The 25,010-nt window shown below is 53.3% G+C and carries 19 protein-coding genes; 14 read left to right on the plus strand and 5 right to left on the minus strand.

Going from position 1 to position 25,010, the window contains the following annotated elements:
• Positions 1–32: 32 nt before the first annotated feature.
• A complete protein-coding gene (locus tag JRJ22_RS02365) occupies positions 33–1,073 on the minus strand; it encodes an alpha/beta hydrolase (protein WP_206103033.1) in 1,041 nt (346 codons plus the stop codon).
• A 225-nt stretch (positions 1,074–1,298) separates the two neighbouring features.
• On the opposite strand from JRJ22_RS02365, the gene JRJ22_RS02370 reads away from it, so the two are divergent.
• Positions 1,299–2,042: an IclR family transcriptional regulator gene (locus JRJ22_RS02370; protein ID WP_206103034.1), complete on the plus strand. Its 744-nt coding sequence runs from the start codon at positions 1,299–1,301 to the stop codon at positions 2,040–2,042.
• 133 nt (positions 2,043–2,175) lie between these two features.
• On the plus strand, positions 2,176–4,401 hold the full coding sequence (locus JRJ22_RS29405; protein WP_269751867.1) for a response regulator transcription factor: 2,226 nt from the start codon (positions 2,176–2,178) through the stop codon (positions 4,399–4,401).
• Between the two features lie 81 nt (positions 4,402–4,482).
• On the opposite strand, the gene acnA is transcribed toward JRJ22_RS29405, so the two are convergent.
• Positions 4,483–7,227: an aconitate hydratase AcnA gene (gene acnA / locus JRJ22_RS02380; protein ID WP_206103036.1), complete on the minus strand. Its 2,745-nt coding sequence runs from the start codon at positions 7,225–7,227 to the stop codon at positions 4,483–4,485.
• Between the two features lie 323 nt (positions 7,228–7,550).
• Here acnA and JRJ22_RS02385 point away from each other — a divergent pair, with 323 nt between their 5' ends.
• From JRJ22_RS02385 to def, 8 genes are all read left to right on the plus strand, one after another.
• Complete coding sequence (locus JRJ22_RS02385) at positions 7,551–8,579, plus strand: amidase domain-containing protein (protein ID WP_206103038.1); 1,029 nt, start codon at positions 7,551–7,553, stop codon at positions 8,577–8,579.
• A 19-nt stretch (positions 8,580–8,598) separates the two neighbouring features.
• Entirely contained in the window at positions 8,599–9,690 is a 1,092-nt protein-coding gene (locus JRJ22_RS02390) for a D-alanine--D-alanine ligase (RefSeq protein WP_206103040.1), read from the plus strand.
• A 52-nt stretch (positions 9,691–9,742) separates the two neighbouring features.
• The gene (locus tag JRJ22_RS02395) at positions 9,743–10,060 is read left to right on the plus strand and encodes a hypothetical protein (protein ID WP_036723794.1); all 318 of its coding nucleotides are present in this window, start codon (positions 9,743–9,745) and stop codon (positions 10,058–10,060) included.
• The gene (gene uvsE, locus JRJ22_RS02400) at positions 10,057–11,064 is read left to right on the plus strand and encodes a UV DNA damage repair endonuclease UvsE (protein WP_206103042.1); all 1,008 of its coding nucleotides are present in this window, start codon (positions 10,057–10,059) and stop codon (positions 11,062–11,064) included. The genes JRJ22_RS02395 and uvsE overlap by 4 nt, the downstream gene beginning before the upstream one ends.
• Before the next feature lie 120 nt (positions 11,065–11,184).
• Positions 11,185–12,069 carry an inositol monophosphatase family protein gene (locus JRJ22_RS02405; protein WP_206103043.1) on the plus strand — a complete coding sequence of 295 codons (885 nt, stop codon included), beginning with the start codon at positions 11,185–11,187 and terminating at the stop codon, positions 12,067–12,069.
• 15 nt (positions 12,070–12,084) lie between these two features.
• Entirely contained in the window at positions 12,085–12,372 is a 288-nt protein-coding gene (locus JRJ22_RS02410; RefSeq protein ID WP_206103045.1) for a hypothetical protein, read from the plus strand.
• A gap of 108 nt (positions 12,373–12,480) precedes the next feature.
• Entirely contained in the window at positions 12,481–13,779 is a 1,299-nt protein-coding gene (locus JRJ22_RS02415; protein WP_206103047.1) for a stalk domain-containing protein, read from the plus strand.
• Positions 13,780–13,880: 101 nt separating this feature from the next.
• A complete protein-coding gene (def, locus tag JRJ22_RS02420; protein WP_206104950.1) occupies positions 13,881–14,441 on the plus strand; it encodes a peptide deformylase in 561 nt (186 codons plus the stop codon).
• A gap of 159 nt (positions 14,442–14,600) precedes the next feature.
• On the opposite strand, the gene JRJ22_RS02425 is transcribed toward def, so the two are convergent.
• Both JRJ22_RS02425 and JRJ22_RS02430 read right to left on the minus strand, forming a co-directional pair.
• Complete coding sequence (locus JRJ22_RS02425; RefSeq protein WP_206103048.1) at positions 14,601–15,917, minus strand: glutamate-1-semialdehyde 2,1-aminomutase; 1,317 nt, start codon at positions 15,915–15,917, stop codon at positions 14,601–14,603.
• Between the two features lie 102 nt (positions 15,918–16,019).
• Entirely contained in the window at positions 16,020–17,069 is a 1,050-nt protein-coding gene (locus JRJ22_RS02430; RefSeq protein WP_206103049.1) for an LCP family protein, read from the minus strand.
• 125 nt (positions 17,070–17,194) lie between these two features.
• Between JRJ22_RS02430 and bcp the strand changes: the two genes are divergently transcribed.
• Positions 17,195–17,662: a thioredoxin-dependent thiol peroxidase gene (gene bcp, locus JRJ22_RS02435; RefSeq protein WP_206103051.1), complete on the plus strand. Its 468-nt coding sequence runs from the start codon at positions 17,195–17,197 to the stop codon at positions 17,660–17,662.
• 119 nt (positions 17,663–17,781) lie between these two features.
• Complete coding sequence (locus tag JRJ22_RS02440) at positions 17,782–22,065, plus strand: 2-hydroxyacyl-CoA dehydratase (RefSeq protein ID WP_232381008.1); 4,284 nt, start codon at positions 17,782–17,784, stop codon at positions 22,063–22,065.
• A 60-nt stretch (positions 22,066–22,125) separates the two neighbouring features.
• Here JRJ22_RS02440 and JRJ22_RS02445 read toward each other — a convergent pair whose 3' ends face one another.
• Positions 22,126–22,701 (minus strand): DinB family protein, encoded by a 576-nt coding sequence (locus JRJ22_RS02445; protein ID WP_206103053.1) that lies wholly within the window; start codon positions 22,699–22,701, stop codon positions 22,126–22,128.
• 259 nt (positions 22,702–22,960) lie between these two features.
• Between JRJ22_RS02445 and JRJ22_RS02450 the strand changes: the two genes are divergently transcribed.
• Positions 22,961–23,419: a MarR family winged helix-turn-helix transcriptional regulator gene (locus tag JRJ22_RS02450; RefSeq protein ID WP_206103055.1), complete on the plus strand. Its 459-nt coding sequence runs from the start codon at positions 22,961–22,963 to the stop codon at positions 23,417–23,419.
• On the plus strand, positions 23,416–24,957 hold the full coding sequence (locus tag JRJ22_RS02455; protein WP_206103056.1) for a DHA2 family efflux MFS transporter permease subunit: 1,542 nt from the start codon (positions 23,416–23,418) through the stop codon (positions 24,955–24,957). Before JRJ22_RS02450 ends, JRJ22_RS02455 begins: the two co-directional genes overlap by 4 nt.
• The last annotated feature ends 53 nt before the right edge of the window (positions 24,958–25,010 follow it).

Genomic DNA, 25,010 nt, shown 5'->3' on the forward strand with positions numbered 1-25,010 from the left:
TCTGTGCGCTATTTTGCATAAGGATCCTGTAATTATTTGCTTGCCGTCGAAGTCTGGCTGTTCTCCTGAGACTTGGCCAGCTGGACATTGCCGAGAAAGGCGGAGACACGCCGCAGATACTCGCGGGGATGCTCACGGAAGAGCAGCTCATGGTGGCTGTCTTCTATAATCCATGAATCGGAGTACGGATTGCTCTGGTTTGCCGCCAGTTCCTCCGCAATCGGATAAGGTGCCTTGTCATCCATGGTGCCGTGCATGAACAGAATCGGGAAGGCATAGTCCTGTTTCTTTACCTTGGAATAAGGAATCTGATTCAGTCCTGTACCATTCAGCACGGGAAACAGCATTTCCATAATCTCAAGAGAAGGCTGGCGGGGAAGGTTGATATTCTGCTTGATATTATGGTAGAGCGTGTCCGGCTCCAGCAGGAAGGTGCTGTCCAGAATCATCGCATCGACATCCTTCGTCACAAGTCCCGCCTGGAGTGCAGTTCCTGCACCCATCGAGAAGCCCCAGACGACGATTTCGCTGGCTCCCCTCTCTTTGGCGAATTTTATGGCCCCGAGCAGCTGCTGGGATTCTTTTTTGCCGCCGGTGGCAATGTCCTTGTTAGTCTGGGAAGCAAAGCCGTAGTCGAACATGACAACATTGAAATTCAGGCTGTGCGCATAGTGTGCCAGGTCATACATCGGAACCCAGGTCTCTTCGCGGTTGGCCCCGTACCCATGGCTGAAGACGATAGTCTTGGTGGCGCCTTCGGACGGAATGTACCAGCCCTGCATCGTACGGCTGCCATCCAGTGCAGGGAAAGTCACATCCTCATACTCCAGCCCTTTGGCGATCATAGGTGTGGAATAGAGAGGGGCTACCGTCGGATTGGACAGCACCCAGGCGATATAGGCATGGAGTGCAATGAAGCAGAAGACAAAAAAGAAAAATATCGACAATAAAAGTGCTACAACAATATGTTTAACGCGAATCATCCGCAGAGAAAGCTGGTGTGCCGCACCTGGCTTTTGCTTATCAGGCTTACGGGAGACCGGGGTGCCAGTATGTGTAGTTGCCAGATCCATAACGTCCACTCCTAGAAAATAGTTCATATGTTTAATCGTAGGGTCATGACCCGGCAAAGTCAATGAATTCGCGCGTTTTGTAATCTAACTGTAAACTGGAATCCAAGCTTTTCCGGACCTGTGAATATGCTGGACTTTCTTTGGACTTTTGCTCTAAGATAGAGTTGATTATGTAGAATAATGTAACCGGGTTTCATTTAATGAAACAAGTAAGGGGAGAACGCTGTGGAGGACCGTAAATTGACTGTTCGCGCCGTAGAACGTGCGCTGGATATATTGCTTTGCTTTACACAGGAGAGCGATTTAAGCCTGACGGAGATTGCCGCCAAAATCAGTCTGCATAAAAGCACAGTACACCGGCTGCTGACGACACTGGAGGAGAAGGGCTTTCTGCTGCGTAATGAAGCGACGGACAAATACCGGCTCGGCATCCGCATCTGGGAGCTGTCCACCCACCTGCCGACACTGGATGAACCGGCGGCACTGCTGCTCCCGGCAATGGAGCGGCTGCGTGACCGGCTCGGGGAGACGGTCAGCCTGTACCTGCGCGATGACCTGGAGCGCGTACGCATCCAGGCGGTGCAGAGCCGTCAGGCCATCCGGCGCGTAGCGCAGATTGGGGCCCGGCTGCCGCTGTCCGTAGGCGCCTCCAGCAAGGTGCTGGCTGCCTACGCGCCGCCTGAAGTGCAGGTGCGACTGCTGGCTGACTCCTCCTGGCCGGAGGCCGTTGACCGGAGCCTCTATCTGGAGCAGCTGAAGGAAATTACGCGCTGCGGCTATGCGACCAGCTTCGAGGAACGGGAACCCGGAGCGGCTGCAGTGGCCGTACCGATTGTAGGACGCAGCGGCAAGGTGGTGGCAGCCCTGTCACTATCGGGGCCGGTCAGCCGGCTGTCCCGGGAGACGCTGGAGCAATATGCTGCCATTCTGACAGAAAATGCAGCCGAAATGGGCCTGATGATCGATTAAACAAGATTATCCGTTATAGGAACGTAAGATGAGGGTAAATAAAAGTAAAGCAAAGGTAAAGTGGGAGTAAATTGGAAATGGAGAATTTGTCTATATATGATCTTTCGGTTGATTTTGGGTATGGGGTGATTCTATGAATATAAAAGTGGGAATACCCGATTCTTTGATGGAGGAGATTCAGCAGCTTCAAGACACGTTTGGTGCTGTAATGAGTCAGGCTATTGTGCTTACCGATCAGGAAGGGGACATGATCACCCGTCCCACAATCACCGGAAAGTTCTACGGGGAAATGCTGGCTTCACTGCAGGGGTTCGAACGGCCCTTTGGACCGCCGCTGCACCGGCTGGGACCGTTCTCACACCCTACCGTCTTAGAGGAGTGGATTCCGGGACTAAAGTATGTCGTCAGTCCGCTGGTTTCGGGGTATGGCCAGATTTACTATTTATGGTCAGGACTTTACATGGAGCAGGGAGCCAAGGAACAGGTGCTGGAACTTTTCGGGGCCCGAATGAAGCATCACCCCGATTATAAGCAGCTCCATACGGAGCTTCTTGCCATGCCTGAGTATAGCCAGGAACGGATAGCGGAAATCAGGGAGAAATTAACGGTGCTGAGCAGTCTGCTGAGTAAGTTGTTCGCCGGCTGGGCGGTTAAACCGCAGGAAGAACGAACCGGTATGATCATGACGCGGCTTCTGGGAAATCTGGAAGAAGATTTTCTGAATATTGAAGCAGTCCTACAGATGCTGGCCGAGACGGCAGCGGGAGATTTGTATGCCTTGGCCATGGAAACGGACGAAGGTCAATTCAGGGTGAAGTACGCAGCGGGAAAGGATGCCCGTCTGCTGCAGGGTGCGGTTTTTCAGCAAGGGGACGGCTTTTTGGGTCAGGCCGCGCTAGGTAAAGAGCCTCGTCATTGGCAGGCGGTTTCCAAAGATCCGAGAGCGCTTTTTTTCACTCAGCTGGGACTGGAAATGCCTGAATATCTATCTTGTTATCCTGTTCGGATTAATAAGTGCAAGAGAGCCCTTATGTTCACAGCCGGTACAGGAAGAAACAGCCTGGAGAGCGGGAGCGGGCACCAGGAGAAAATGATTGCTTCGCTTCTGGGTATATCCGAGCGGGGAGAAGAGCTGCTGCGCCAGGCGCAGCTGGGCAAGGAAGGTACACTATGGCTTAAGGAAGCGGCGGCACTGCTCCCGCAGAGCCGATCTTTGCATGAGCTGGGGGAACAGATACTTAATGTAGTGATGGGGCTGCCATTTTATCCGTCTTCTGTACTGGTCTACTTCCAGGATAAAGGATATCCTGCTAATACATATTTCGCCAGAGGATGGACGCCTGAGTCTGAAGCTTACTATATTCAGGAGCTGGAAGCCCGCTATTCCCCGCAATCTTTTCTGTCGTCAGCCATTTTCCACGAGACTGCCATGGGATTCCTCCTGCTAGAATGTCCACTGATGTCCGGGAATGAATTCAGGGGCGTGTTATCCGTTGGATTCAGGCAGCGGGAAGAAGCAGAGCTGTGGATGACCCTGCTAGAGACTGTTGCCGCTCTGGCCGGAACGTCCATAAGTCTTATCGAGAAGGACGCCAGATATTTGAAGCAGTCAGAAGTGTTTCTGAGAAATTTACGCCAGTTTCTTCAGAATAATCATTCCTTATTACAGAACCTTTCGCTGGATGTATCGGACATGGCCTGTACCTTTGCCCGCTTCCTCGGCCTTTCAGAAGCTGAATCGGAACAAGTGAAGCTGGCGGGTCTGCTGGCTCCGTTCCGGACTGAGCTTGTCGCCGAATACGGTTTTTTCAAGCCTGAGCTTATGGTGCTTAAACAGGTGGACCAAATGCCAGCCTACCATTCAGGAATGGAGAAGCCGGTCTTGCCGTTAGTTGTTCAAGTGCTGGCACTTGTGCTTCACCATATCGGAGGACAGGCCGAGCCGGAACAGCTTGAAGGTTCTCCGCAAAAATGGATCGATCCGTCCAGGTTCCGCCTGGACTCTGCGGTAACCGCTGTGGTCGGGGATCAGCTGCTGTCGTCGTTTCAGTCTTTTCTGCGGAGTCATGCGGATTCTCCGCCGAAGAAAAGAGTGATTACCGGGAAGAGGCTGCTGGACAGTGCTGCCTTGACACTGCCCAAGGAAGAATGGGGTATATCTCCGCGGGAGGAAGAAGTGCTGGAGCTGATTGTGCACGGGAAGACGAACAAAGAAATCGCCAGCGCCCTATTCATTAGTGAGCATACGGTTAAGAACCATTTGAGCCGGATTTTTACTAAAATGAATGTGACTGACCGCTCACAAATTATCGCCTTGGTCTACAAGCGGATTTTGAACTCGGAACGGATTGAGATTTAAAATAGAGACAGCCCCCGGTGCTCACAGAGGAGTACCGGGGGCTGTTTCTATATTTCTGATTCTGTTGCGGTTAAGGCGGGTTTATTCCACCGGCAGTGCTGTTTCCGAAGCGGTAGCATCAGCCAGCATCTGGCGGAGCACCGTCTGCAGAATGCCGCCGTTGCGGTAGTAATCAATGTCAACGGTACTGTCCAGCCGGGCAATGACCGGGAAGTCGAACTGTGTACCGTCTTCACGGGTAGCAGTGACGGTCAGTTCCTGGCCCGGCAGCACGTTATTGTCGAGGCCGGTGATGTTGAAGGTCTCGCGTCCGGTCAGCCCCATGCTGCTCCAGCCGTGGCCTTCCTGGAACTGCAGCGGAAGTACGCCCATGCCGACCAGGTTGCTGCGGTGAATCCGCTCGAAGCTCTCGGCGATGACGGCTTTGACGCCAAGGAGCAATGTGCCTTTGGCTGCCCAGTCGCGTGAGCTGCCTGTGCCGTACTCCTTACCGGCAATAACGACCAGGTTCTGGCCTGCCGACTGGTACAGCATGGAAGCATCGTAGATGGACATGACTTCTTCGCTTGGCAGGAAGGTGGTCACGCCGCCTTCCGTACCCGGAGCAACGGCATTGCGGATCCGGATGTTGGCGAATGTACCGCGCATCATGACCTCGTGGTTTCCGCGGCGGGAGCCATAGGAGTTGAAGTCGGCGCGTTCTACACCGTGACTGCGCAGATATTCCCCGGCAGGGCCGGAAGTGGAAATATTGCCTGCAGGCGAGATGTGGTCAGTTGTAACAGAATCACCCAGCAGTGCCAGCACACGTGCGTTGCTGATGTCTTTGATATCGCCGATGCCGTCAGCCAGATTCTCAAAGAATGGCGGGTTCTGAATGTAGGTAGAGTTATCATCCCATTCATACAGCTCGCCTTCCGGAACAGGAATCGAATTCCAGCGTTCGTTAGCGGTGAAGACATTCTCATATTTGCGGCGGAACATTTCCGGACTCAGGGAGAGACCGATGGCTTCGCGGATTTCAGCGGAAGTTGGCCAGATATCCTTCAGGAAGACAGGCTCTCCCTGCGGGTCATAGCCGAGCGGCTCGGTCTGCAGATCAATGTTAACCGTACCGGCCAAGGCGTAAGCGACAACAAGCGGCGGTGAAGCCAGATAGTTGGCTTTGACCTGGGCATGCACGCGGCCTTCAAAGTTACGGTTACCGGAGATTACAGCGGCTACTGTCATATCATGCTCGGAGATGGCCTGACTCACTTCGTCCGGCAGCGGACCGGAGTTGCCGATACAGGTCGCGCAGCCGTATCCGGCCAGATAGAAGCCCAGGGCTTCCAGCGGCTTCAGCAAATCGGCCTTCTGCAGATATTCAGTAACTACAAGGGAACCCGGGGTCAAACTGCTTTTCACGTATCCCGGTTTGGTAAGCCCGCGTTCTACAGCCTTTTTGGCGAGCAGCCCCGCACCGAGCATAACGCTTGGGTTGGAGGTATTCGTGCAGCTGGTGATTGCGGCAATAACAACGGCTCCCGTGCCCATCTTGCTGGTGGTTCCGTTCTTATGCTGCACCTCAACAACCTCGGCAATCTTCTCATCGCTGAGGCCATATCCGCCTTTATCAACCGGTGTGCGGATAATACCTTCGAAGTTCTCCTTCATGTGTGTCAGCTCTACCCGGTCCTGCGGACGTTTCGGTCCGGCAAGGCTCGGAACAACGGAGGCCAGGTCAAGCTCGATAATGTCGCTGAACTGCGGATCAGGAGTATCAGCGGTGCGGAACATGCCCTGTGCCTTATAGTAATCTCCGACCAGTTCAACCAGTTCATCCGGACGGCCGGTGCTGCGCAGGTAAGCAAGCGTTTCGTCATCAACAGGGAAGAATCCGATGGTTGCCCCATACTCAGGAGCCATATTAGCGACGGTTGCGCGGTCAGCCAGACTGATGTTGGCCAGACCCGGACCGTAGAATTCGACGAATTTGCCGACGACGCCTTTTTTACGGAGCATTTGGGTAACGGTCAGTGCCAGGTCGGTTGCTGTAGCGCCTTCCACCAGACTGCCTGTAAGCTTGAAGCCTACAACATCCGGTGTGACAAAATACAGCGGCTGCCCCAGCATCCCGGCTTCGGCCTCGATCCCGCCGACACCCCAGCCAACGACGCCAAGGCCGTTAATCATGGTGGTATGGGAGTCTGTGCCGACGAGGGAATCCGGATAGACTACCGTTTCACCGTCAACGGTCTTTGTAGCAGCAACAGAAGCCAGATACTCCAGGTTGACCTGATGCACGATTCCGGTTGCCGGAGGAACGGCGCGGAAGTTGTTGAACGCAGTCTGCGCCCAGCGCAGGAAGCGGTAACGTTCTTCATTCCGTTCGAACTCAACGTTCATATTATAATCGAGCGCATCGGCTGTGCCGAAAGCATCGACCATTACGGAGTGGTCAATAACAAGATCTACGGGCACCAGCGGATTGATCTTCTTGGGATCGCCGCCTGCTTTCTTAACAGTATCGCGCATAGCAGCCAGATCGACAACGACCGGAACACCAGTGAAATCCTGCAGTACGATCCGGGCAGGAATAAACGGGATTTCTTTATTGCGGTCGATGCCGCCTGCCCAGCCGGCCAGCTGCTTAACATGTTCTTCCGTAATCGCCCGTCCGTCATATTGGCGGACAGCGGCCTCAAGTAATACTTTGATCGAAAAAGGCAGGGAGGAAATGTCGCCTGCACCTTGCTCTTCGAGGGAATTAAGATGATAGTAGCGATAAGTTTTGCCACCTGACACCAGGCTCTTGGATAGCGAAAAATGGTCCTTGCTTGGCATATATGCGCCTCCTTGTTTCATCTGATGAAACTCCATTTCATATTGCGTATATCTAAAGTATAACGGTTACATAGAGGAGAGTAAAGTTTTTTTTGCGGATTATTCGGCCTAGTTTTCCCCTGCTGCGGGCCGTTTCACACAAGCTTTTCCGTCCTATGGAACTAGAAGGAGGATATGAAGCGGGGGCTATTTTCCACCCTAATCAAACTCTGCTGGAGGGAGTCCGTGCCCAATCCGGGTTCCTGCCTGTTTCCGGCTGTATAGCTGAAGAGCTTCGCTCATATACATAGGACAGCAGCCAAATAGCGAAAGGCGGTCGTGAAATGGAGCAGGAATGGAAACAGAGTCTCTATGTTTATGTGGATCAGGAGAATAAGGGGCGGGTCGCACCAGCGATTACGCAGGTTCATCACTCGGTCAAGGACAGCCGGTTTCTCAAAGCCCATGGCGAACGGTCCCGCCGCCTTGCGGAGTGGTATGACCGCCGGGGAATTACGCCGCTGCGCGGGGAGACCGGTGTCCGAACACTGCGGACCGTCCGGCAGAGCTCTGGTGAAGTTGTGGCCGATGTCGCCCTGCACAGCGCGTTTTATTATGAGAAGGGCGGGATTACGCACCGCGAGGATAAAATTGAATCGGAGCGCCTGACCTTCGTCCGTAAAGGGAAGAACTGGGAGATTGTGAACATTGAGCGTAGTGTGCCCGAGAGAAATCTCCTGCAAAGAGCGGTTGACACGGAGCCGGCGCTGCGGATGTCCAAATGGGGGGAGGTCCTCCCCGCCCCGCGGCCGTCCCAGCCGCTGCTGAACCGCAAAGTGCAGCGCAGCATCAGCGGCGCAAAAGAGGTGCGCTACCGCCGTGAGGAGGCGGCTGCCTATGCCGACCGCTGGTGGAAAGACGGCAATCCGGAGTTTGAGGTTTTCGAGGTGGATTGCACAAATTACGTCTCCCAATGTCTCTTTGCAGGGGGAGCGCCTATCAACTATACTGGTAAAAGAGAAACGGGCTGGTGGTACAAAGGCTATAATGGAGCCCAGGAATGGTGGAGCTTCAGCTGGGCCGTGTCTGATAGCCTGGAGCGTTATTTGAGCTGGGACCGGAGCAGCGGGCTTCGAGCTGAAGCCATGGATCGTCCGGACCAGCTTAGCCTCGGTGATATCATCCAGTATGACTGGGACGGCAACGGCCATTACCAGCACAGCACCATTGTTACTGCTTTTGACGCTGAAGGTATGCCGCTGGTGAATGCCCGGACCGTCAGCAGCCGCCATCGCTACTGGGATTACCGTGATTCCTATGCATGGACCAACAGAACGGCCTACCGTTTTTTTCATATCAATGACTACTTATAATTCAGAAAGAGGTTAGGGCATGGGGAACACGAAATGTACCGTAGGACTGGTGTACGGAGGCAAATCCGGAGAGCATGAAGTATCGCTGCAGACGGCTTTTGCGGTCATGAACGCTTTTGACTACGATAAATATGAAATTATTCCATTCTATATTTCCAAGCAGGGGCTGTGGAAAGTGGGAGAGAAGCTGACCGCCCCGTATAGCGGGATTGAGCAGCTGAAGCTCTCTGATGCAGCAGGAGATATGGGAACGGCTCTGAACACTGTATTCAGCGGGCTAAGCGGGGGCGGGCAGGCGGTTGATGTTATGTTCCCGCTGCTGCATGGAACGAACGGGGAAGACGGCACGATCCAGGGACTATTTGAAATGGCGAATATCCCTTACATCGGTGCAGGCGTTCTGGCTTCATCCGCAGGTATGGATAAGGTTGTAATGAAGAAGCTGTTCGGCGAAGCGGGACTTGAGCAATGCGAGTATTGTTATTTCAGTGCAGGTGCATGGAAGCGTAAGAGCCATGAGTTGATCGTCGGTGTGGAGGATAAGCTCGGTTATCCGGTATTCGTCAAGCCGGCCAATCTGGGCTCGAGCGTCGGCATTTCCAAAGCTGTAGACAAAGAAAGTCTGGTTAAGGCTGTCGAATTTGCCCTCCGTTATGATACCAAGGTTATTATCGAGGAATTTGTGGATGCCCGTGAGGTAGAAGTTGCCGTGCTGGGCAATGAGGAGCCGGAAGCTTCGGTTCCGGGTGAAATCGTCTCTTCTGGTGAATATTATGACTATGCGGCAAAATATATCGACGGCAAGTCGCAGATGCTGATTCCTGCCCCGCTGGATTCCGAAGTCGCCGACCGTCTGCGTGAAGCGGCACTGCAGGCTTTCCGGGCGATTGAGGGCAGCGGCATTACACGGGCAGACTTCTTCCTGCGCAAATCAGACGGCAAGATTCTGATCAATGAAGTAAATACGATGCCGGGCTTTACGCCCTTCAGCATGTATCCGCTGCTGTGGCGCGAAACCGGTGTGTCCTACCAGACGCTGCTGGACCGCATGATCGAGCTGGCGCTGGAGCGGTATCAGTTTAGACAGGGTCTCAAATACGACAACGAATAATATCAAAGCTAAGCGGCGGATTTCATCCGGCCGGGAAGGAGAATCTTAAGCAATGGGATTTCAATCGGAATTCAATTCAGTCTGCAAATTCAAGAATGAGCAGGAGCTGTACGAACTGCTGGAGTACGGGCGCACCAAAATGGTAAAGCAGGGCTTCCGCGTGTATCCTACCGGCCAGAAGGTCATTGCCTACACCCCTGAGAATGTGGCGGTGGCGATTGTGAAGATTTCCGCTTCGATTGCGGAGATTAATTTTCAGGGCAATGAAGTAACGGCGGTTGAGATGGATCTGGTACGCAAGCTAAATGAGGAAGAGTCACGGGTGCAGACTGCGCTTGCCTATGAAATGTTCTTTGGGGAAGAAGGATGATTGTCCGCTTCGGTTATGTGGCCATGTCAACAGTCATCAAAGATTGCTCTCCCTCCAAGACTATGACCATGTCCAGCTTCAACAAGCTGGGTGACCGTGAAGCTGCGCTGCGGCGTCTGGAGCAGCTGGCGAAGATGAACCTGCATAATACGCTGCGTCTCTTGAAGCATAACGTCGGCTCGGATATTAAGGTGTACCGGCTGACGTCCAAGCTGATCCCGCTCGCGACGCATCCCGACTTGCAGGACTGGAACCCTTTTGTGGCGCTGGCTGAGGAGTTTGCTGAAGTCGGTGAATATATTAGAAAGCATGGCCTAAGGGTCTCCTTTCACCCGGATCACTTCACCGTCCTGAGTACGCCGCGCCCCGAGGTGCTGGCCAGTTCCGTCCGTGATTTGCAGCATCATACCAATATGCTGGATGCGCTGGGACTTGCGGCAACCGCCAAGAACAATATCCATATCGGCGGGGCCTACGGGGACAAGCCTGCGGCATCGGCGCGGTTCAAAGAAAATTTTGCAGAGCTACCGGCAAGGCTGCAGGAGCGGATGACGCTCGAGAATGACGATAAGACGTTCAACGCGCCGGAGACGCTGGAAGTCAGCTGCAGTCTCGGACTGCCAATGGTGCTGGATATTCATCACCAGTGGGTGAACAATGAGGGCGAGCTGCCCTGGGAGCTGTGGCCGGATATCCTGAAGACCTGGAAGAGTGAGCTTGCCCTGACGGATGTCGGGCCCGGTGAACTGCTCCCGCCCAAGATTCACGTCTCCAGCCCCCGCAGCCCCTCAGATCCCCGCAGCCATGCGGAGGGGGTTGAGCCTGCGCCGCTGCTTGCTTTTCTGAAGCGGATTGCGGCGGATACGCCTGCTGTCGATGTCATGATTGAAGCCAAATTAAAGGACGGTGCACTGTTCGGGCTGATGGATGCCATGAAGGAGCTGGCGGAAGCCGGTAACGGAATTACAGTGCTGGATGGAGCAAGTATTAATATTGAACCCTAGATAAGGCTTGATAAGTATTCTGAAATAGGGTACGTTGAATGAAACTTAAGCAGCAGGAAGTGCGCTTAATAGCAGTGTTTCACGGGAGAGCGATCAAGTTCAAGAAAGCGGAGTGAAGAGATGAATCCTTTAAATCCTGATAACCGGAACGAACGGGAGCCCTATGTAGTAACGAGCAAGGGGTTTACGGCAGCAGCAATCAACGCTGCGGCTAAGGCGGGGGAATGGATCAAGAGCAGACAGGGACAAGTGAAGGAACTGGGCAGCAAGACGTCGGCGCAGGATCTGGTTACTGAAGTAGATAAAGGTGTGGAGCAGATGATCCGGCGGCTGATCCTGACCCATTATCCCGACCATGCCATCCTTGGGGAAGAGGGCGTTATGCCGGGTACGGACGCGGTTACAGCTGCTCTGGAGGAAGGGCGGAAGCATGAATACCTGTGGATTGTAGACCCGATTGACGGAACGACCAATTTCGTACACGGCTTTCCCTTCTACTGTGTTTCCATTGCACTTGCAATCAAGGGAGAGCTGTCTGTAGGGGTTATTTACGACCCGATCCGTGACGAGATGTTTGTCGCCGAGAAGGGCAAAGGGGCTTACATGCACGGGATTCCTACCTCCGTGTCCAGTGAGACGGAGCCGGGAAGCAGCCTTATCGCTATGGGCTTCCCGCCGGACCGGACCTTCGCCCAGCCGGCGAACATGGCCGGCCTGCAGCATATTCTGCCGCAGGTTCGTGGAATCCGCGCCGGAGGATCGGCGGCACTGCATCTGGCCTATGTCGCAGCAGGCCGGGTAGACGGCTACTGGGAGGTCGGCCTAAGCCCATGGGATTGCGCCGCAGGGGTACTGCTGGTGCTTGAATCCGGAGGCAAAGTGACCGATACGCTGGGCAGTCCTTATGATATTGGTACACGCCATGTAGTGGCGAGCAACGGATATATTCATGATTTCCTGGTTTCAGCGCTGAAGGAAGCGGAAGCAACGGGACATAAGCGTTAAGGAGGCAGCCAAGGCATGGGCGATAATGATGATTTGGAGCGTAAGCTGAGCGAATTGCTGCAGGAAGGCGAAATGGAACAGGGTGACCGGAAGGCTAAGGAAATCCGCCAAATTTCGCCCAAATACGAGATCAGGATCCAGACTACGCTTGATCCTATCGTGGAAGAAACCCTGCGGTACCGCAAAATGGCTTATGAGCTGGATGACCGTTACGACAAATATCTGGAGCGTTCGGGCAAGAGCCTTAACCCGCAGCAGGAGAAGGCGAAAGAACAGACTGCTGAGCCCGGAAACGGACAATAATAGAGCTTTGATTGTAAGGGAGCGGTTTCTCAAATAATGGGAAGCCGCTTCTTTGCGGGAGGCGGGTCAAATGTTAGAATGGAATTATATGAATGTAGGAGGGATACGATGCTGATGGCATGGAAAAAGATTGTGGCTGCCGGAACAAGCGGCATGCTTCTGTTCGCGCTGCTTCTTAGTACAGTGGTAGGATCAGTTAGTGCTGCTGATGCAGCGGCAGTACAGGGAGCGGAGCAGGATGTTTTTCGCATCGTGGCGCTCGGTGACTCGGTCACTGCCGGGTATGAACCGGGAATGACAGACCCGAATACCAAACCTTACGGATATGCTGAAAGACTACTGGAACAGGGCTGGTATCACGGAAGAAGCACACTCAGCAATTACGGAATACTGGGGCTGACCTCATCAGGACTGCTTAATTATACAGTAGCCATTAAGGACGGCACGGCCACTACCCCGGATGGTATACAGGCCGGACTGCGTGATCCAAGGATTAGCCAGTTTGCCGCGCTGACGCCGCAGATCAAGACGGAGCTTGCGGCAGCGGACCTGATTACAATTACAGTCGGAGGAAATGATGTCAGCAGCCTCTTTCTAAACGTGAAAGAAATGGCCACTGCGGATTTTGATGCTCAGCTGGAACAGCGTTTGGCGGCTTACGGCAGTAACGTGAAGACTGCTTTGGAGAATATACGTGCTGTCAATCCGGCTGCGACCATTCTGCTGGCTGATCAATATCAGCCCGCTCCCAAAATTGCGCTCGGCGCGAACTATACTACACTGATGAGCGCTGCGGAGCGCTTCACCGGAGTAGTAGATAGCATCACGGCAAGCCTGAATAAGGCAGACGCCCCCGTGCTTACAGCCCATGTCGCCGCACAATTCGCGGGAGTGGAGGCCTCGCTCACCCATATTATCGGCGCGGGGGCAGCGGATTTTCATCCAACCCAGCTGGGGTATGAGAAGATTGCCAGGGTCTTTGCCGAGCTGGTGTGGGGCGGGTACCGGACACCGGCTGTCCCTGCAATGACGACTGCTAACGATATTGCACCAATGTCCATTGTGGTAAAGGGTGTAGAGCTCAATACGCCGAATAAGCCGATTCTAAAGAACGGGCAGAACTTTTTGGCGCTCAAGGATATCCTGAATGCAGTAGGCGCTAACGGGAAATGGGACAATAAAACCTCCAGCGCTACAATTGTATATGGCGGTCGCACGGTCGTCATTACCATCGGCTCCAAGTTTATTAAAGTTAATGGCGTGAATCAGGCGATTGATACACCGGCATTTCTGCAAAAAGTCGGCAAAGAGGATAAAACCTATCTGCCCCTCGCTGCACTCGCTACCGGACTTGGCTTTGATGTGAATTACAGCAGCAAACTGCGGACTGCATTTATAAACCCGTAATCTGCATACAGTTATAAATGTAATTGATAATTAACCATATTGGCAAAGGTGGATGGAATTCGTTGTCTAATGCAAAATATAAGGCGGAATATCTCATTACGATGGATGATATTGTGCGGGAAGGCGACCCCGTGCTCCGCACTGTAACAGAGCCGGTAAAGCTGCCCCTGGACAATCAGGACCGGGAGGCGCTGGAGTGCATGCTGCAGTTTCTCAAAAACAGCCAGGATGCTGAGCTTTCCGCCAAATATAAACTTCGCTCCGGTGTAGGCTTATCCGCCAACCAGATTGGTCTGACGCAGCGGATGTTCGTGATGTATCTGAAGGATGAGAATGGGAAAACGGTGGAGCATGCCTGGGTTAACCCGAAGATTATAAGCCATTCCGTGGCGATGGTGTATCTGCCTGAGAGCGAAGGCTGCCTGTCCGTTGACCGCCCGGTTCACGGGTTTGTACCCCGTTATGAGTCGGTGAAGGTAAAGGGCTATAACCTGGACGGCCAGGAAGTTGTCATGAAATTCAAGGGATATCAGGCGATCATCATTCAGCATGAAATGGACCATCTGGACGGCATTATGTTTTACGACCGGATCAACCAGGAGAATCCGTTCAAGCTGCCGCAGGGGGTTGAAATTCGCAGCCTCTATGATCTGAAAAAGTAATAATATATTAGCAGAGACCGCTGTCCGGATAAGGATGCATATACCGCTGCATATCGTCTGCTTAGTGGAATTATTTTACGATCTTTGATATTCGTTTAAAACAAAACCCACTGCCTGAGGCAGCGGGTTTTGTTCTGTTTAGAGTGCTGATAGAGCTGCTTACTTCTCAGCAGCCATGGCCTGATAGGAGGCCTCAGCCGCTTCCAGTGTAGCATCAATATCAGCATCGGTATGGGCTGTAGTCATGAACCAGGCCTCATATTTGGAAGGGGCAAGGTTGATGCCGCGGTCCAGCATATGGCGGAAGAAGCTGGCGAACATTTCGCCGTCTGTATCCTGAGCCTCTTCATAGTTCGTAATCGGGTGAGCACAGAAGTGGGTGGAGAATGCGCCACGGATCCGGTTGATCGTCAGCGGGATGCCGTGACGGTCTGCGGAAGCCTGCAGGCCCTCGGTCAGGCGGATCGCCAGCCGCTCCATTTCCTCGTACACCCCTGCGCCCTGCAGCACTTCAAGACAGGCAATTCCGGCCGAGATGGAGGCCGGGTTACCGGCCATGGTTCCGGCCTGATAAGCCGGTCCCAGCGGAGCGACCTGCTCCATCACATGCTTTCGGCCGCCGTAAGCGCCAATCGGCAATCCGCCGCCGATGATTTTGCCAAGCGCAGTCAGGTCCGGGGTGATGTCTTCATGATTATCAAGACCCGCATAGGTCTGGGTAGAGCCGTAGTGGAAGCGGAAAGCGGTGATCACCTCGTCGTAAATGACGAGGGAGCCGTTGTCGTGCGCCAGCTTGCACAGTCCTTCGAGAAAGCCCGGTTTAGGCATAACCATGCCGAAATTGCCAACGATCGGCTCGACCATAACTGCGGCAACATCCTCGCCCCACTTCTCCAGTGCCGCACGGAGGCTGTCCAGATCGTTGAACGGAACCGTAATGACCTCCTGGGCGATGCTGCCCGGTACACCGGCGCTGTCCGGGATGCCGAGTGTGGAAGGGCCGGACCCTGCGGCTACCAGTACCAGGTCGGAATGTCCGTGATAGCAGCCGGCGAACTTAACAATTTTGCTGCGCTTCGTATAAGCGCGGGCTACACGGATTGTGGTCATAACGGCTTCCGTACCGGAGTTGACGAAGCGTACTTTATCCATCGAAGGGATGGCTTCCTTGAGCATCTTAGCCAGCTTGATTTCAAGCTGGGTAGGTGTTCCGTAGAGGAGGCCGTTCTGCGCAGCTTCCGTAATTGCCGCTGTGATATGCGGATGAGCATGGCCGGTAATGATCGGGCCGTATGCTGCGAGGTAATCGATGTATTCGTTGCCGTCCTCATCCCAGAAGCGGGAGCCTCCGGCACGTTTCATGAATACCGGGGCACCTCCGCCAACGGCTTTGAAGGAACGGGAGGGGCTGTTGACGCCCCCGACGATATGCTGAAGAGCTTCCTCGTATAATTGTGCTGATGTGCTGCGGTTCATTATAGATCATCCTTTCGTTTGTCCTCCGGGCAAGGGAACGGGCGAACAGCGATGGATTATCGTTGTCCGCCCGTCCTTAGGCCGAGTAGGTGTAATGCTTCACTAATTTCCGCTTGTGGCTGATGGACTGCTCTCGGGAGAGGCTTCCGGGGATACCGTTGGCACGGGTGCGGTCATGGTATCCTGTACGAATTGCTTAAGCTCATCTTCGCTGCTGATGCCGATGACAGACGCGCCGCCGCTGGTCTTTTCTTCAGTCAGCAGTTCCATTGGCGGAATCTGTTCGCTGCCGCCCATCGAGCTGTCATAACCTACGCTAGCCAGCTTCCACATATCGTCAACGGACAGGTTCGTATCGATATACGGGGTAACCTGTGAGAGAATACTTGGCAGCTTGATAAGCGAAGTGGTACTGATTACCTTGTCTGCTACAGCTTTCAGGAAGCCGCGCTGGCGTTCCGTCCGGGTGAAATCGGAGGTAGCGTCATGCCGGAAACGCACATATTGCAGTGCCATATTGCCATTGAGATGCTGGAAGCCCTGTTTGAGATCGATGTCGTATTCAGGCCCGTCGGCTATGGTCTTGTAGACCATGTCCTTCTCGACCTCATAATCAATCCCGCCGACCGCATCCACCAGCTTAATGAAGCCTTGGAAATCGGTGTAGACATAGTATTGAATCGGGATACCGAGCAGGTCGCTAACTGTCTGCATCGCCGTATTGGGACCGTGGGTGATCGCTGTATTAATGCGCTCCTTGTCATATCCGGGAATGTTCACGTAGGTATCGCGAAGAATGGAGAATACATAGAATTTCTTCTTTACCGGATCAAGGGAGGCAACCAGCATCGTATCCGAGCGTGGGACTTCGCCTTTCTTCACTCCGCGGGCATCGACACCCATGAGGAGGATGTTTACGGGCTCGGTACCTTCCCATTTTGGAGGCTGAACAGCTTCAGCTGAAGGAGAGGGGACGGCTGCAAAAGGGGAAGCAGCACCGGTTTTGTGTAAATTGTCCAGCTGGTTGTAGATAGAGGTGAAGTAGAAGATCGTCCCGCCGACAACTAGGAGAAGTATAATTGCCAGAGTCCAGAGCAGCGGTTTCTTCTTTGATTTGCCGGCTTTTGTTTGCCGGTTCTTTCTTGGTGGCATTTCGTTCTTCCTTTCGCATTCACATTGACTACATTATAATTTCTTTTAGGAATACAAGCAATTTCGGAATATTCCGCCAAATTTTTTAGAAAAATCATAATGAAGAATGTAAGGAGTGGATACATATGACGAATATTATCGCAATTGGGCAGCAGGTACCGGATTTTACGCTTCCTGCATCGACAGGCGGGTTTATAAGCTTAAGCCAGTTCCGCGGACGCAAGGTGCTGCTTTATTTTTATCCGAAAAATATGACGCCCGCCTGTACCCAGGAGGCTTGTGAATTCCGTGACGCCCATGATGAAATCACCGCCCGGGGAGCCGTAGTGCTGGGAATCAGCCCGGACAGTCTGGCTTCGCATGCCAAATTCATCAGCAAGAATAGTCTGCCGTTCCCGCTATTGTCCGATGAAGATCATCTGGTAAGCGAAATGTTCGGGGTCTGGCAGCTGAAAAAACTGTATGGCAGAGAATTTATGGGCATCGTACGCTCCACTTTCCTCATCGATGAGCAGGGCATACTTACGGCAGAATGGAAAAAAGTCCGCGTAAAAGGCCATGTTGAAAAGGCTGTAGAAGAAATCATGAAATAATTAAGTATGATGGTAATGATTTCTAAATGTCTATAACTTTTTTAACAGCTTTCCTAAGGCGCTCTCATGATATAGTTGCCTCATATTACTTCAAATTTGGGGAATGGCAAGGGGATGGCATGATGATGCGTATTGGGCTTGATGTCGGATCAACTACGGCCAAATTGGTTGTTATGGAACGGAATACAATTGTTTATCAAGATTATGTTAGACACTATAGCGATATAAAAAAAGCTGCCCTATCCCTTCTGTCTGATGTCCGGGACAGATTTCCGGATAGGAAGGCAGCGTTAACTGTAAGCGGTTCCTCGGGCCTGTCTTTATCGAAGCTTGGCGGAGTCCCCTTCGTTCAGGAGGTTATTGCCTGTACCAAAGCGATCAGTGAGCTGATCCCGCAGTGTGATACAGCCATTGAACTTGGCGGGGAAGATGCCAAGATTATTTATTTAAACGGTGGCATCGAGCAGCGGATGAACACGGCCTGTGCAGGCGGAACAGGTGCGTTCATCGATCAGATGGCCTCACTGCTGCAGACCGATCCTGCCGGCCTGAACACCCTTGCAGAGAAGCACGAGCGGATTTATCCCATCGCTTCGCGCTGCGGTGTATTTGCCAAAAGCGACGTGCAGCCCCTGCTTAATGAAGGGGCACGGCGTGAGGATGTCGCCGCCTCGATCTTTCAGAGCATCGTGAACCAGACCATCAGCGGCCTGGCCTGCGGGCGTCCGATCCGCGGCCGGGTGGCTTTTTTGGGCGGTCCGCTTACCTTCCTGCCTGCGCTGCGGGAGCGGTTTGCACAGACGCTGGGACTTAAGGAAGGCGAGATGCTGTTCCCGGAACGCTCCCAGTATTTTGTAGCGATTGGTTCAGCGCTGTCGCAATCAGAGCCGCTCGTGCTTCCGCTGGCTGACTGGATCTCGCGGATTGCTGCAGTCGATTTCAAGGCCGACCGCGCCGAAGATGCCGAGCTGCCACCGCTGTTTGAAACGGCGGCCGAGTTGGCCGACTTCCGGCTGCGCCATAGCAAAGCTTCGGTTGCCCGCGCAGAGCTGGCAGACTACAGCGGCCCGTGCTATCTCGGAATCGATGCCGGCTCGACCACAACGAAGCTGGTGATCACAGGTGCAGATGATGAAATTCTGTATACCTCTTATGGAAGCAATAAGGGGAATCCGCTGCAGTCCGTCAGTGATGCCCTGAAGGAAATCTACCGGATTCTGCCGGATGACTGCTATATAGCAGGTTCCTATGCGACCGGTTATGGCGAAGGCCTGATTAAGGCTGCGCTGCGCACGGACGGCGGAGAAGTGGAGACGGTAGCTCATTATAAGGCAGCCTCCAAGTTCATGCCCGAGGTCGATTTTATTCTCGATATCGGCGGACAGGATATGAAGTGCATCAAAATCCGCGGAGGTGCGATCGACAGCCTGATGCTCAACGAAGCCTGCTCAGCGGGCTGTGGTTCGTTCCTGGAGAGCTTTGCCTCTGCCCTGGAGCTTGGAATCGAGGAATTCGCCAAATCCGCGCTGGAATCGAGCAAGCCGGTTAATTTGGGCTCACGCTGTACTGTATTTATGAACTCCAAGGTGAAGCAGGTACAGAAGGAAGGCGCCTCCCTGGCCGACCTGTCGGCAGGACTCGCCTATTCTGTCATTAAGAATGCACTGCAAAAGGTCATCAAAATCCGCAACCCTGAGGATCTGGGACGCAATATCATTGTTCAGGGCGGAACCTTCTATAATGAAGCGGTTCTGCGGGCCTTTGAGCAGCTGACCGGCAGAACAGTGGTAAGACCGGATATTGCCGGGGTTATGGGAGCGTACGGCTGTGCGCTGATTGCCAAGGAGCATGCCGGCGCCGCCGGATTCAGCACACTGCTAGGTCCGGAAGAGCTGGATGCATTCACCTACGAGGTTTCCCCGGGCCGCTGCGGCCTGTGCGCCAACAATTGTGCACTGACAATCAGCCGTTTCCCCGACAAGAGCTTCCACGTCACCGGGAACCGCTGTGAGCGGGGTGCGGGCGGCAAGAAGAAGAAGAACACACTGCCTAATCTGATGCAGTATAAATATGAGCGCTTTTTTGATTATGAAGGGCTGCCGGAGGAGCAGGCGGAGCGGGGAACCGTCGGGATTCCGCGGACCATGAACATGTTCGAGAATTATCCGTTCTGGCATACCTTCTTTACCGCACTGCGCTACCGGACTGTGCTGTCCCCCAAGTCCAGCAAAAAGCTGTATGAGAGCGGCATGGACACCATTCCTTCCGAATCGATTTGCTATCCGGCCAAAATGGCCCACGGGCATGCGCAAAGCCTCGTCGGCAAAGGTGTTGATTTTATCTTTTACCCGGCAATTGTATACGAAAAGAAGGAGGATGACGCGGCGACGAATCATTTTAACTGCCCGGTAGTCGCTTCCTATCCCGAGGTTATCCGCAACAATATGGACAGCCTGAAGGAGGGAGGAGTTCCGCTCGTCAGCCCGTTCCTGACCTTTGACGATATTGCTGCCCTGACCAAAGGGCTGATCAAGACGTTCACAGACATTCCGAAGGAGGAGATATTCGCGGCGGTACAGGCGGGGCTGGCCGAAGCGGAGCATGCCAAAAAGGATGTGCGTACGAAAGGCGAGGAAACGCTGGATTTCCTGAGCACAACCGGTATGAAAGGGATTCTGCTCTGCGGTCATCCCTATCACGCCGATCCGGAGATCAACCACGGGATTGCCGATATGATCACCGGGATGGGGCTCGCTGTTCTGACCGAGGATTCGGTCTGCCATCTGGACCGCAGTGAGGGCGATGTCGCAGTGGTCAACCAATGGACCTACCATGCCCGGATGTACCGTGCCGCGCGTCTGGCGGCCTCCAGGAACGATCTGGAGCTGGTGCAGCTGACCTCCTTCGGCTGCGGGATCGACGCCATTACCTGTGATGCGGTGCAAGAGATCATGGAGCGGCACAACAAGGTGTACACCTTGATCAAGATTGATGAGATCAGCAATCTGGGTGCTGCCCGCATCCGCCTGCGTTCGCTTCAGGCAGCCATGCGTGAGCGGGAGAGAAGTGATGTGCAGCCGCAGCTGCTGTATAAGACTCAGGCGTATGTTCCGTTTACCAAGGAAATGAAGGAAACGTATACGATTCTGGCGCCGCAGATGTCGCCGGTGCATTTCGAATTGTTTGAGCGTGTCTTCCGTGATGCCGGATACCGTCTTAAAGTGCTGGAATCCACCGGACCGCAGGAGACGGAGGAAGGCCTCAGATTCGTGAACAATGATGCCTGTTATCCAGCCATAGTCACCATCGGACAAATCCTCTCGGCACTTAAGAGCGGAGATTACGATCCGAACCGGACCGCCGTCATTATGTCACAGACCGGCGGCGGCTGCCGGGCTACCAACTATATTTCGCTGCTGCGAAAGGCGCTGAAGGACTCCGATTTGGGGCAAATCCCGGTAATCTCCCTGAATGCCTCGGGGATGGAGAATCAGCCCGGCTTCCGGATCAGCCTGAAGCTGGCCAACCGGCTGGTCGCAGCGGCCTGCTACGGCGATCTGATGATGCGGCTCCTGCACCGGTTCAGACCCTACGAGCGGATACCGGGAAGTGCGGAACTGCTGTACCGCAAAGGCATGGAGCGCTGCAAGAGCAGCCTGTCAAACTTCTCGTTCCGTGAGTACAAACGGGTGACCCGGGGAATTGTCGCCGAGTTCAGCCGTCTGCCGGTCCACCCGGCCGTGAAGCCGAAGGTCGGTATTGTCGGCGAAATTCTGATCAAGTTCCATCCGGACGCCAACAACCGGATCATCGAGATGATCGAAGCGGAGGGCGGCGAAGCGGTGATGCCGGATTTCCTGGATTTTATCTTCTACTGCATTTATAACCCGATCTACAAGGCGGAGCAATTCGGCAAGAGCAAGAGGCTGGGATACATCAATCCGATGCTGATCTCTTACCTGGAAATTTACCGTAAGCCGGTCAAGGTAGCGCTGGAAGAAGCGGGGCTGGCTAAGAGCAGAGAGAATATTTACGGCTTGGCCGAGAAGGCAAGCCGCCTTGTCTCCGTGGGTAATCAGATGGGCGAAGGCTGGTTCCTGACAGCGGAGATGATGGACCTGCTGGACAACGGTGTGAATAATATTGTTTGTATTCAGCCGTTCGCCTGCCTGCCGAACCATATCACAGGGCGCGGCATGATTAAGGGGCTTAAGGAGCTGTATCCCGGAGCTAACATTGCTGCCATTGACTACGATGCGGGAGTCAGCGTGGTGAATCAGGCAAACCGGATTAAGCTGATGATGTCCATCGCCAGCGAACTGGTTAGCGGCTCGCATGCTAAACCGGCGGCAGCCGGCCTGATACAGCCGGCGATGCTGGGGACCTTGGGAAGCGGAGTATAGTCTTGGGGCACATATATAAGCAAACGGACCGGGGGTTCTCCCCGGTCCGTTTTATTGTTGCTATGTACTGCGGGCAAGGGATTTCTGCAGCTTGAGTTTTACATGCATCGCTTTGTTCAGATGGTTTACCTTGTCCTTCAATTGAGCCGGACTTAATGCTGGAATAATGGAACGGGTCCGCTCTGCGACCGCCAGCCGGTAATCTGATAACGCTTCGATGGAGATGGATGAGCTTAGCTCGGCAATCTCCACCTCGTCCATGCCGTTGCCGGTATGGATGAACCGGGTCTGCAATTTACTTGCATAATCCTCACTGTGAAGGAGCTGCTCCCGGCCGGAGATTAGGACGTTCATCGTGACGTCTTCGATCCGTGCGCAATGCCACAGATGCCAGGCGATGGAGTTGTGACTGACGGATGTCCGGACCGGATAAGCACGGAAAGTCTGCTCCAGTAAACCGCTGAGAATGGCGTCCTCATAGGTTGGCTGCACGGAAGGTTCCCGGCCGGAGGCATACAGCCACCTGTGCTGTTCCAGGAATAGTGCAATGGCGTTAGGATACTCTTCAGGCCTCGATAGTATCCCGGTCAATATTTTGTGATTGGCATTCCAATGTTTTCGCTGCTCCAGATTCATCAGAAATCCCCCGCTTTTCTCTAAATGATCCTCACAGCTAATTATAAATATAATCCAAATTTGAGCGTATTTTAGAAGTGTCAATTTTATGGCGTTAGTCCACACTAAGCAGAAAAAGATCGTCATTTTATAAGAATGTAAGCTGAAAGTAAGCGAAAGGATTGAGTTTCAGAAATTTTCAGCAAGCTATTGACGGGGAAATATGTAAATAGTAAAATAGTTCGCATGCGAAGTATTTATTATTTAAGCGAACGGGGTGATGAAAGTGGAGGATAAGGAAAAACAGCTGGATGATATTCTCTCTTCTTTCCGTTGTATCACCCATAATTTCCAGCAGCTTTTGTGGAAAGACGCGGAAGAGCTGAATATTACATCGACCCAACTGATGGTGCTGCGTAAACTGGCGATGCACCCCGATATTGGAATCACTGAGCTTGCCGATCTGCTTCATTTGGGGAACAGTGCAGCAAGCGGAGTAGTGGACCGGATGGTAAAGGCTGGACTGATTACCAGACAACGCTCAGAGAGCGACAGACGCATATTTAACCTGGCTGTAACCGATAAGGGAAAAGAAATAAGGGAGCTTAGCAAGCAATCCCTTAGAAGGCACCTGCAGCCCCTCACCGAAATACCTGCTGAGGATGCCCAAGAGCTGCTGCGGCTGCACGGCGAGATTCTAAAAATTTTAGTGCAAGGGAGAGAGAATAAGAAGCTATGAGTACAATAACTGCTAACGCTGGCGGTGAAGCCAAGGCCATCCGCAGAGGGCCGATTATCGCGGCGCTTCTGATCGGTGCTTTCGTCGCACTGCTGAATCAGACGCTGATGAATGTGGCACTGCCGAAGATGATGGAGGATTTGAACATTGCCGCCAATACAGCGCAATGGCTGACTACCGGCTTTATGCTGGTGAACGGGGTGCTTATCCCGATCAGTGCCTATCTGGTGGAGAAGTTCACTACTCGCCAGCTGTTTATTACCGCAATGATATTATTTTCTATAGGGACATTAATCTGTGCAGTTGGAACGGGTTTTGAAATGATTATGGTCGGCCGTGTGGTTCAGGCTGTCGGCGCCGGTATTCTGATGCCGCTGATGAACATTGTGTTCCTCCGCATCTTCCCGATTGAAGAACGCGGCAAAGCGATGGGGCTTATGGCTGTAGCCATGATCTTTGCCCCGGCCGTTGGACCGACATTGTCCGGCTGGGTGGTACAGAATTATTCGTGGCGTGTGCTGTTCTACATCGTACTGCCGCTTGCCATTTTCTCCACACTGCTCGGAATGAAGGCGATGCAGAATGTCGGGAAGCTTACTTCTCCCAAGCTGGATAAGCTGGGTATTGTGTTATCGACCCTTGGATTTGGCGGACTGCTGTACGGCTTCAGTGATGCAGGAACCGACGGATGGAAGAGCGCAACCGTAATCTCCTGCCTGATCTTAGGGGTGGTATCGTTGATCCTGTTCGTATGGCGTGAGCTTACAACGGATAAACCGCTGCTGGAGTTCCGTATTTTCCGTTACAACATGTACTCCCTTACTACAGTAATCAACATCATCGTTACCATGGCTATGTACGCCGGTATGATTCTGCTGCCGATTTATCTGCAGACCATCCGCGGCTTTACACCGATGGAATCGGGTCTGATGCTGCTGCCCGGAGCTATTCTGATGGGGATTATGTCTCCGATCACCGGGATTATTTTTGATAAAATCGGTGCAAGATGGCTGGCTGTTATCGGTCTGCTCATTACTGCCATTACTACCTGGGAATTCAGCCAGATTTCCGACTCCACCACGTACACACATTTGATTCTGACCTATACTGCCCGGATGTTCGGAATGTCCATGCTGATGATGCCGATTGTGACGGCCGGACTTAACCAGCTGCCGCAGCGCCTCAGCTCGCATGGTACTGCAATGTCGAATACACTGCGTACCGTAGGCGGAGCGCTGGGGATGGCACTCTTTGTCAGCCTCATGACCAACCGTACGAAGAGCAACATCACGGACGCCCTGACAAGCGGAGCAGTATCGCAGACGGATAAAGCAGCCATGCTCAAGCTTACACAGGAAGCAACCATTAACGGGATCACACATGCGTTCACAGTGGCTACATGGGTAACGGTTGTGGCTCTGGTCCTGGCTCTGTTCATCAAGAAAACATCGCCGCAGCCGGACTTCCTGAAGTCAGAGGAAGCAGAGCCGGCAGCACCTAATATGGTAAAATCTCAACAAGCACAGACTGTAAAATAAATCTACGAAAACGGGACTTTCCAGCGGCCTTGGGGCTGCGGGAAAGTCCTGTT

The sequence above is a fragment of the Paenibacillus tianjinensis genome (genome assembly GCF_017086365.1).
GTDB classification, from domain to species: domain Bacteria; phylum Bacillota; class Bacilli; order Paenibacillales; family Paenibacillaceae; genus Paenibacillus_AQ; species Paenibacillus_AQ tianjinensis.

Excerpts from the sequence above, each read along its gene's own strand:
- JRJ22_RS02365 (WP_206103033.1), bottom strand. The coding sequence starts at position 1,073 with ATGGATCTGGCAACTACACATACTGGCACCCCGGTCTCCCGTAAGCCT.
- acnA (WP_206103036.1), bottom strand. The coding sequence starts at position 7,227 with ATGCCAAGCAAGGACCATTTTTCGCTATCCAAGAGCCTGGTGTCAGGT.
- JRJ22_RS02430 (WP_206103049.1), bottom strand. The coding sequence starts at position 17,069 with ATGCCACCAAGAAAGAACCGGCAAACAAAAGCCGGCAAATCAAAGAAG.
- JRJ22_RS02390 (WP_206103040.1), top strand. The coding sequence starts at position 8,599 with ATGGGGAACACGAAATGTACCGTAGGACTGGTGTACGGAGGCAAATCC.
- JRJ22_RS02410 (WP_206103045.1), top strand. The coding sequence starts at position 12,085 with ATGGGCGATAATGATGATTTGGAGCGTAAGCTGAGCGAATTGCTGCAG.
- JRJ22_RS02450 (WP_206103055.1), top strand. The coding sequence starts at position 22,961 with ATGAAAGTGGAGGATAAGGAAAAACAGCTGGATGATATTCTCTCTTCT.
- JRJ22_RS02440 (WP_232381008.1), top strand. The coding sequence starts at position 17,782 with ATGATGATGCGTATTGGGCTTGATGTCGGATCAACTACGGCCAAATTG.
- JRJ22_RS02415 (WP_206103047.1), top strand. The coding sequence starts at position 12,481 with ATGCTGATGGCATGGAAAAAGATTGTGGCTGCCGGAACAAGCGGCATG.
- def (WP_206104950.1), top strand. The coding sequence starts at position 13,881 with ATGGATGATATTGTGCGGGAAGGCGACCCCGTGCTCCGCACTGTAACA.
- bcp (WP_206103051.1), top strand. The coding sequence starts at position 17,195 with ATGACGAATATTATCGCAATTGGGCAGCAGGTACCGGATTTTACGCTT.
- uvsE (WP_206103042.1), top strand. The coding sequence starts at position 10,057 with ATGATTGTCCGCTTCGGTTATGTGGCCATGTCAACAGTCATCAAAGAT.
- JRJ22_RS02405 (WP_206103043.1), top strand. The coding sequence starts at position 11,185 with ATGAATCCTTTAAATCCTGATAACCGGAACGAACGGGAGCCCTATGTA.
- JRJ22_RS29405 (WP_269751867.1), top strand. The coding sequence starts at position 2,176 with ATGAATATAAAAGTGGGAATACCCGATTCTTTGATGGAGGAGATTCAG.
- JRJ22_RS02395 (WP_036723794.1), top strand. The coding sequence starts at position 9,743 with ATGGGATTTCAATCGGAATTCAATTCAGTCTGCAAATTCAAGAATGAG.
- JRJ22_RS02425 (WP_206103048.1), bottom strand. The coding sequence starts at position 15,917 with ATGAACCGCAGCACATCAGCACAATTATACGAGGAAGCTCTTCAGCAT.
- JRJ22_RS02455 (WP_206103056.1), top strand. The coding sequence starts at position 23,416 with ATGAGTACAATAACTGCTAACGCTGGCGGTGAAGCCAAGGCCATCCGC.
- JRJ22_RS02445 (WP_206103053.1), bottom strand. The coding sequence starts at position 22,701 with ATGAATCTGGAGCAGCGAAAACATTGGAATGCCAATCACAAAATATTG.
- JRJ22_RS02385 (WP_206103038.1), top strand. The coding sequence starts at position 7,551 with ATGGAGCAGGAATGGAAACAGAGTCTCTATGTTTATGTGGATCAGGAG.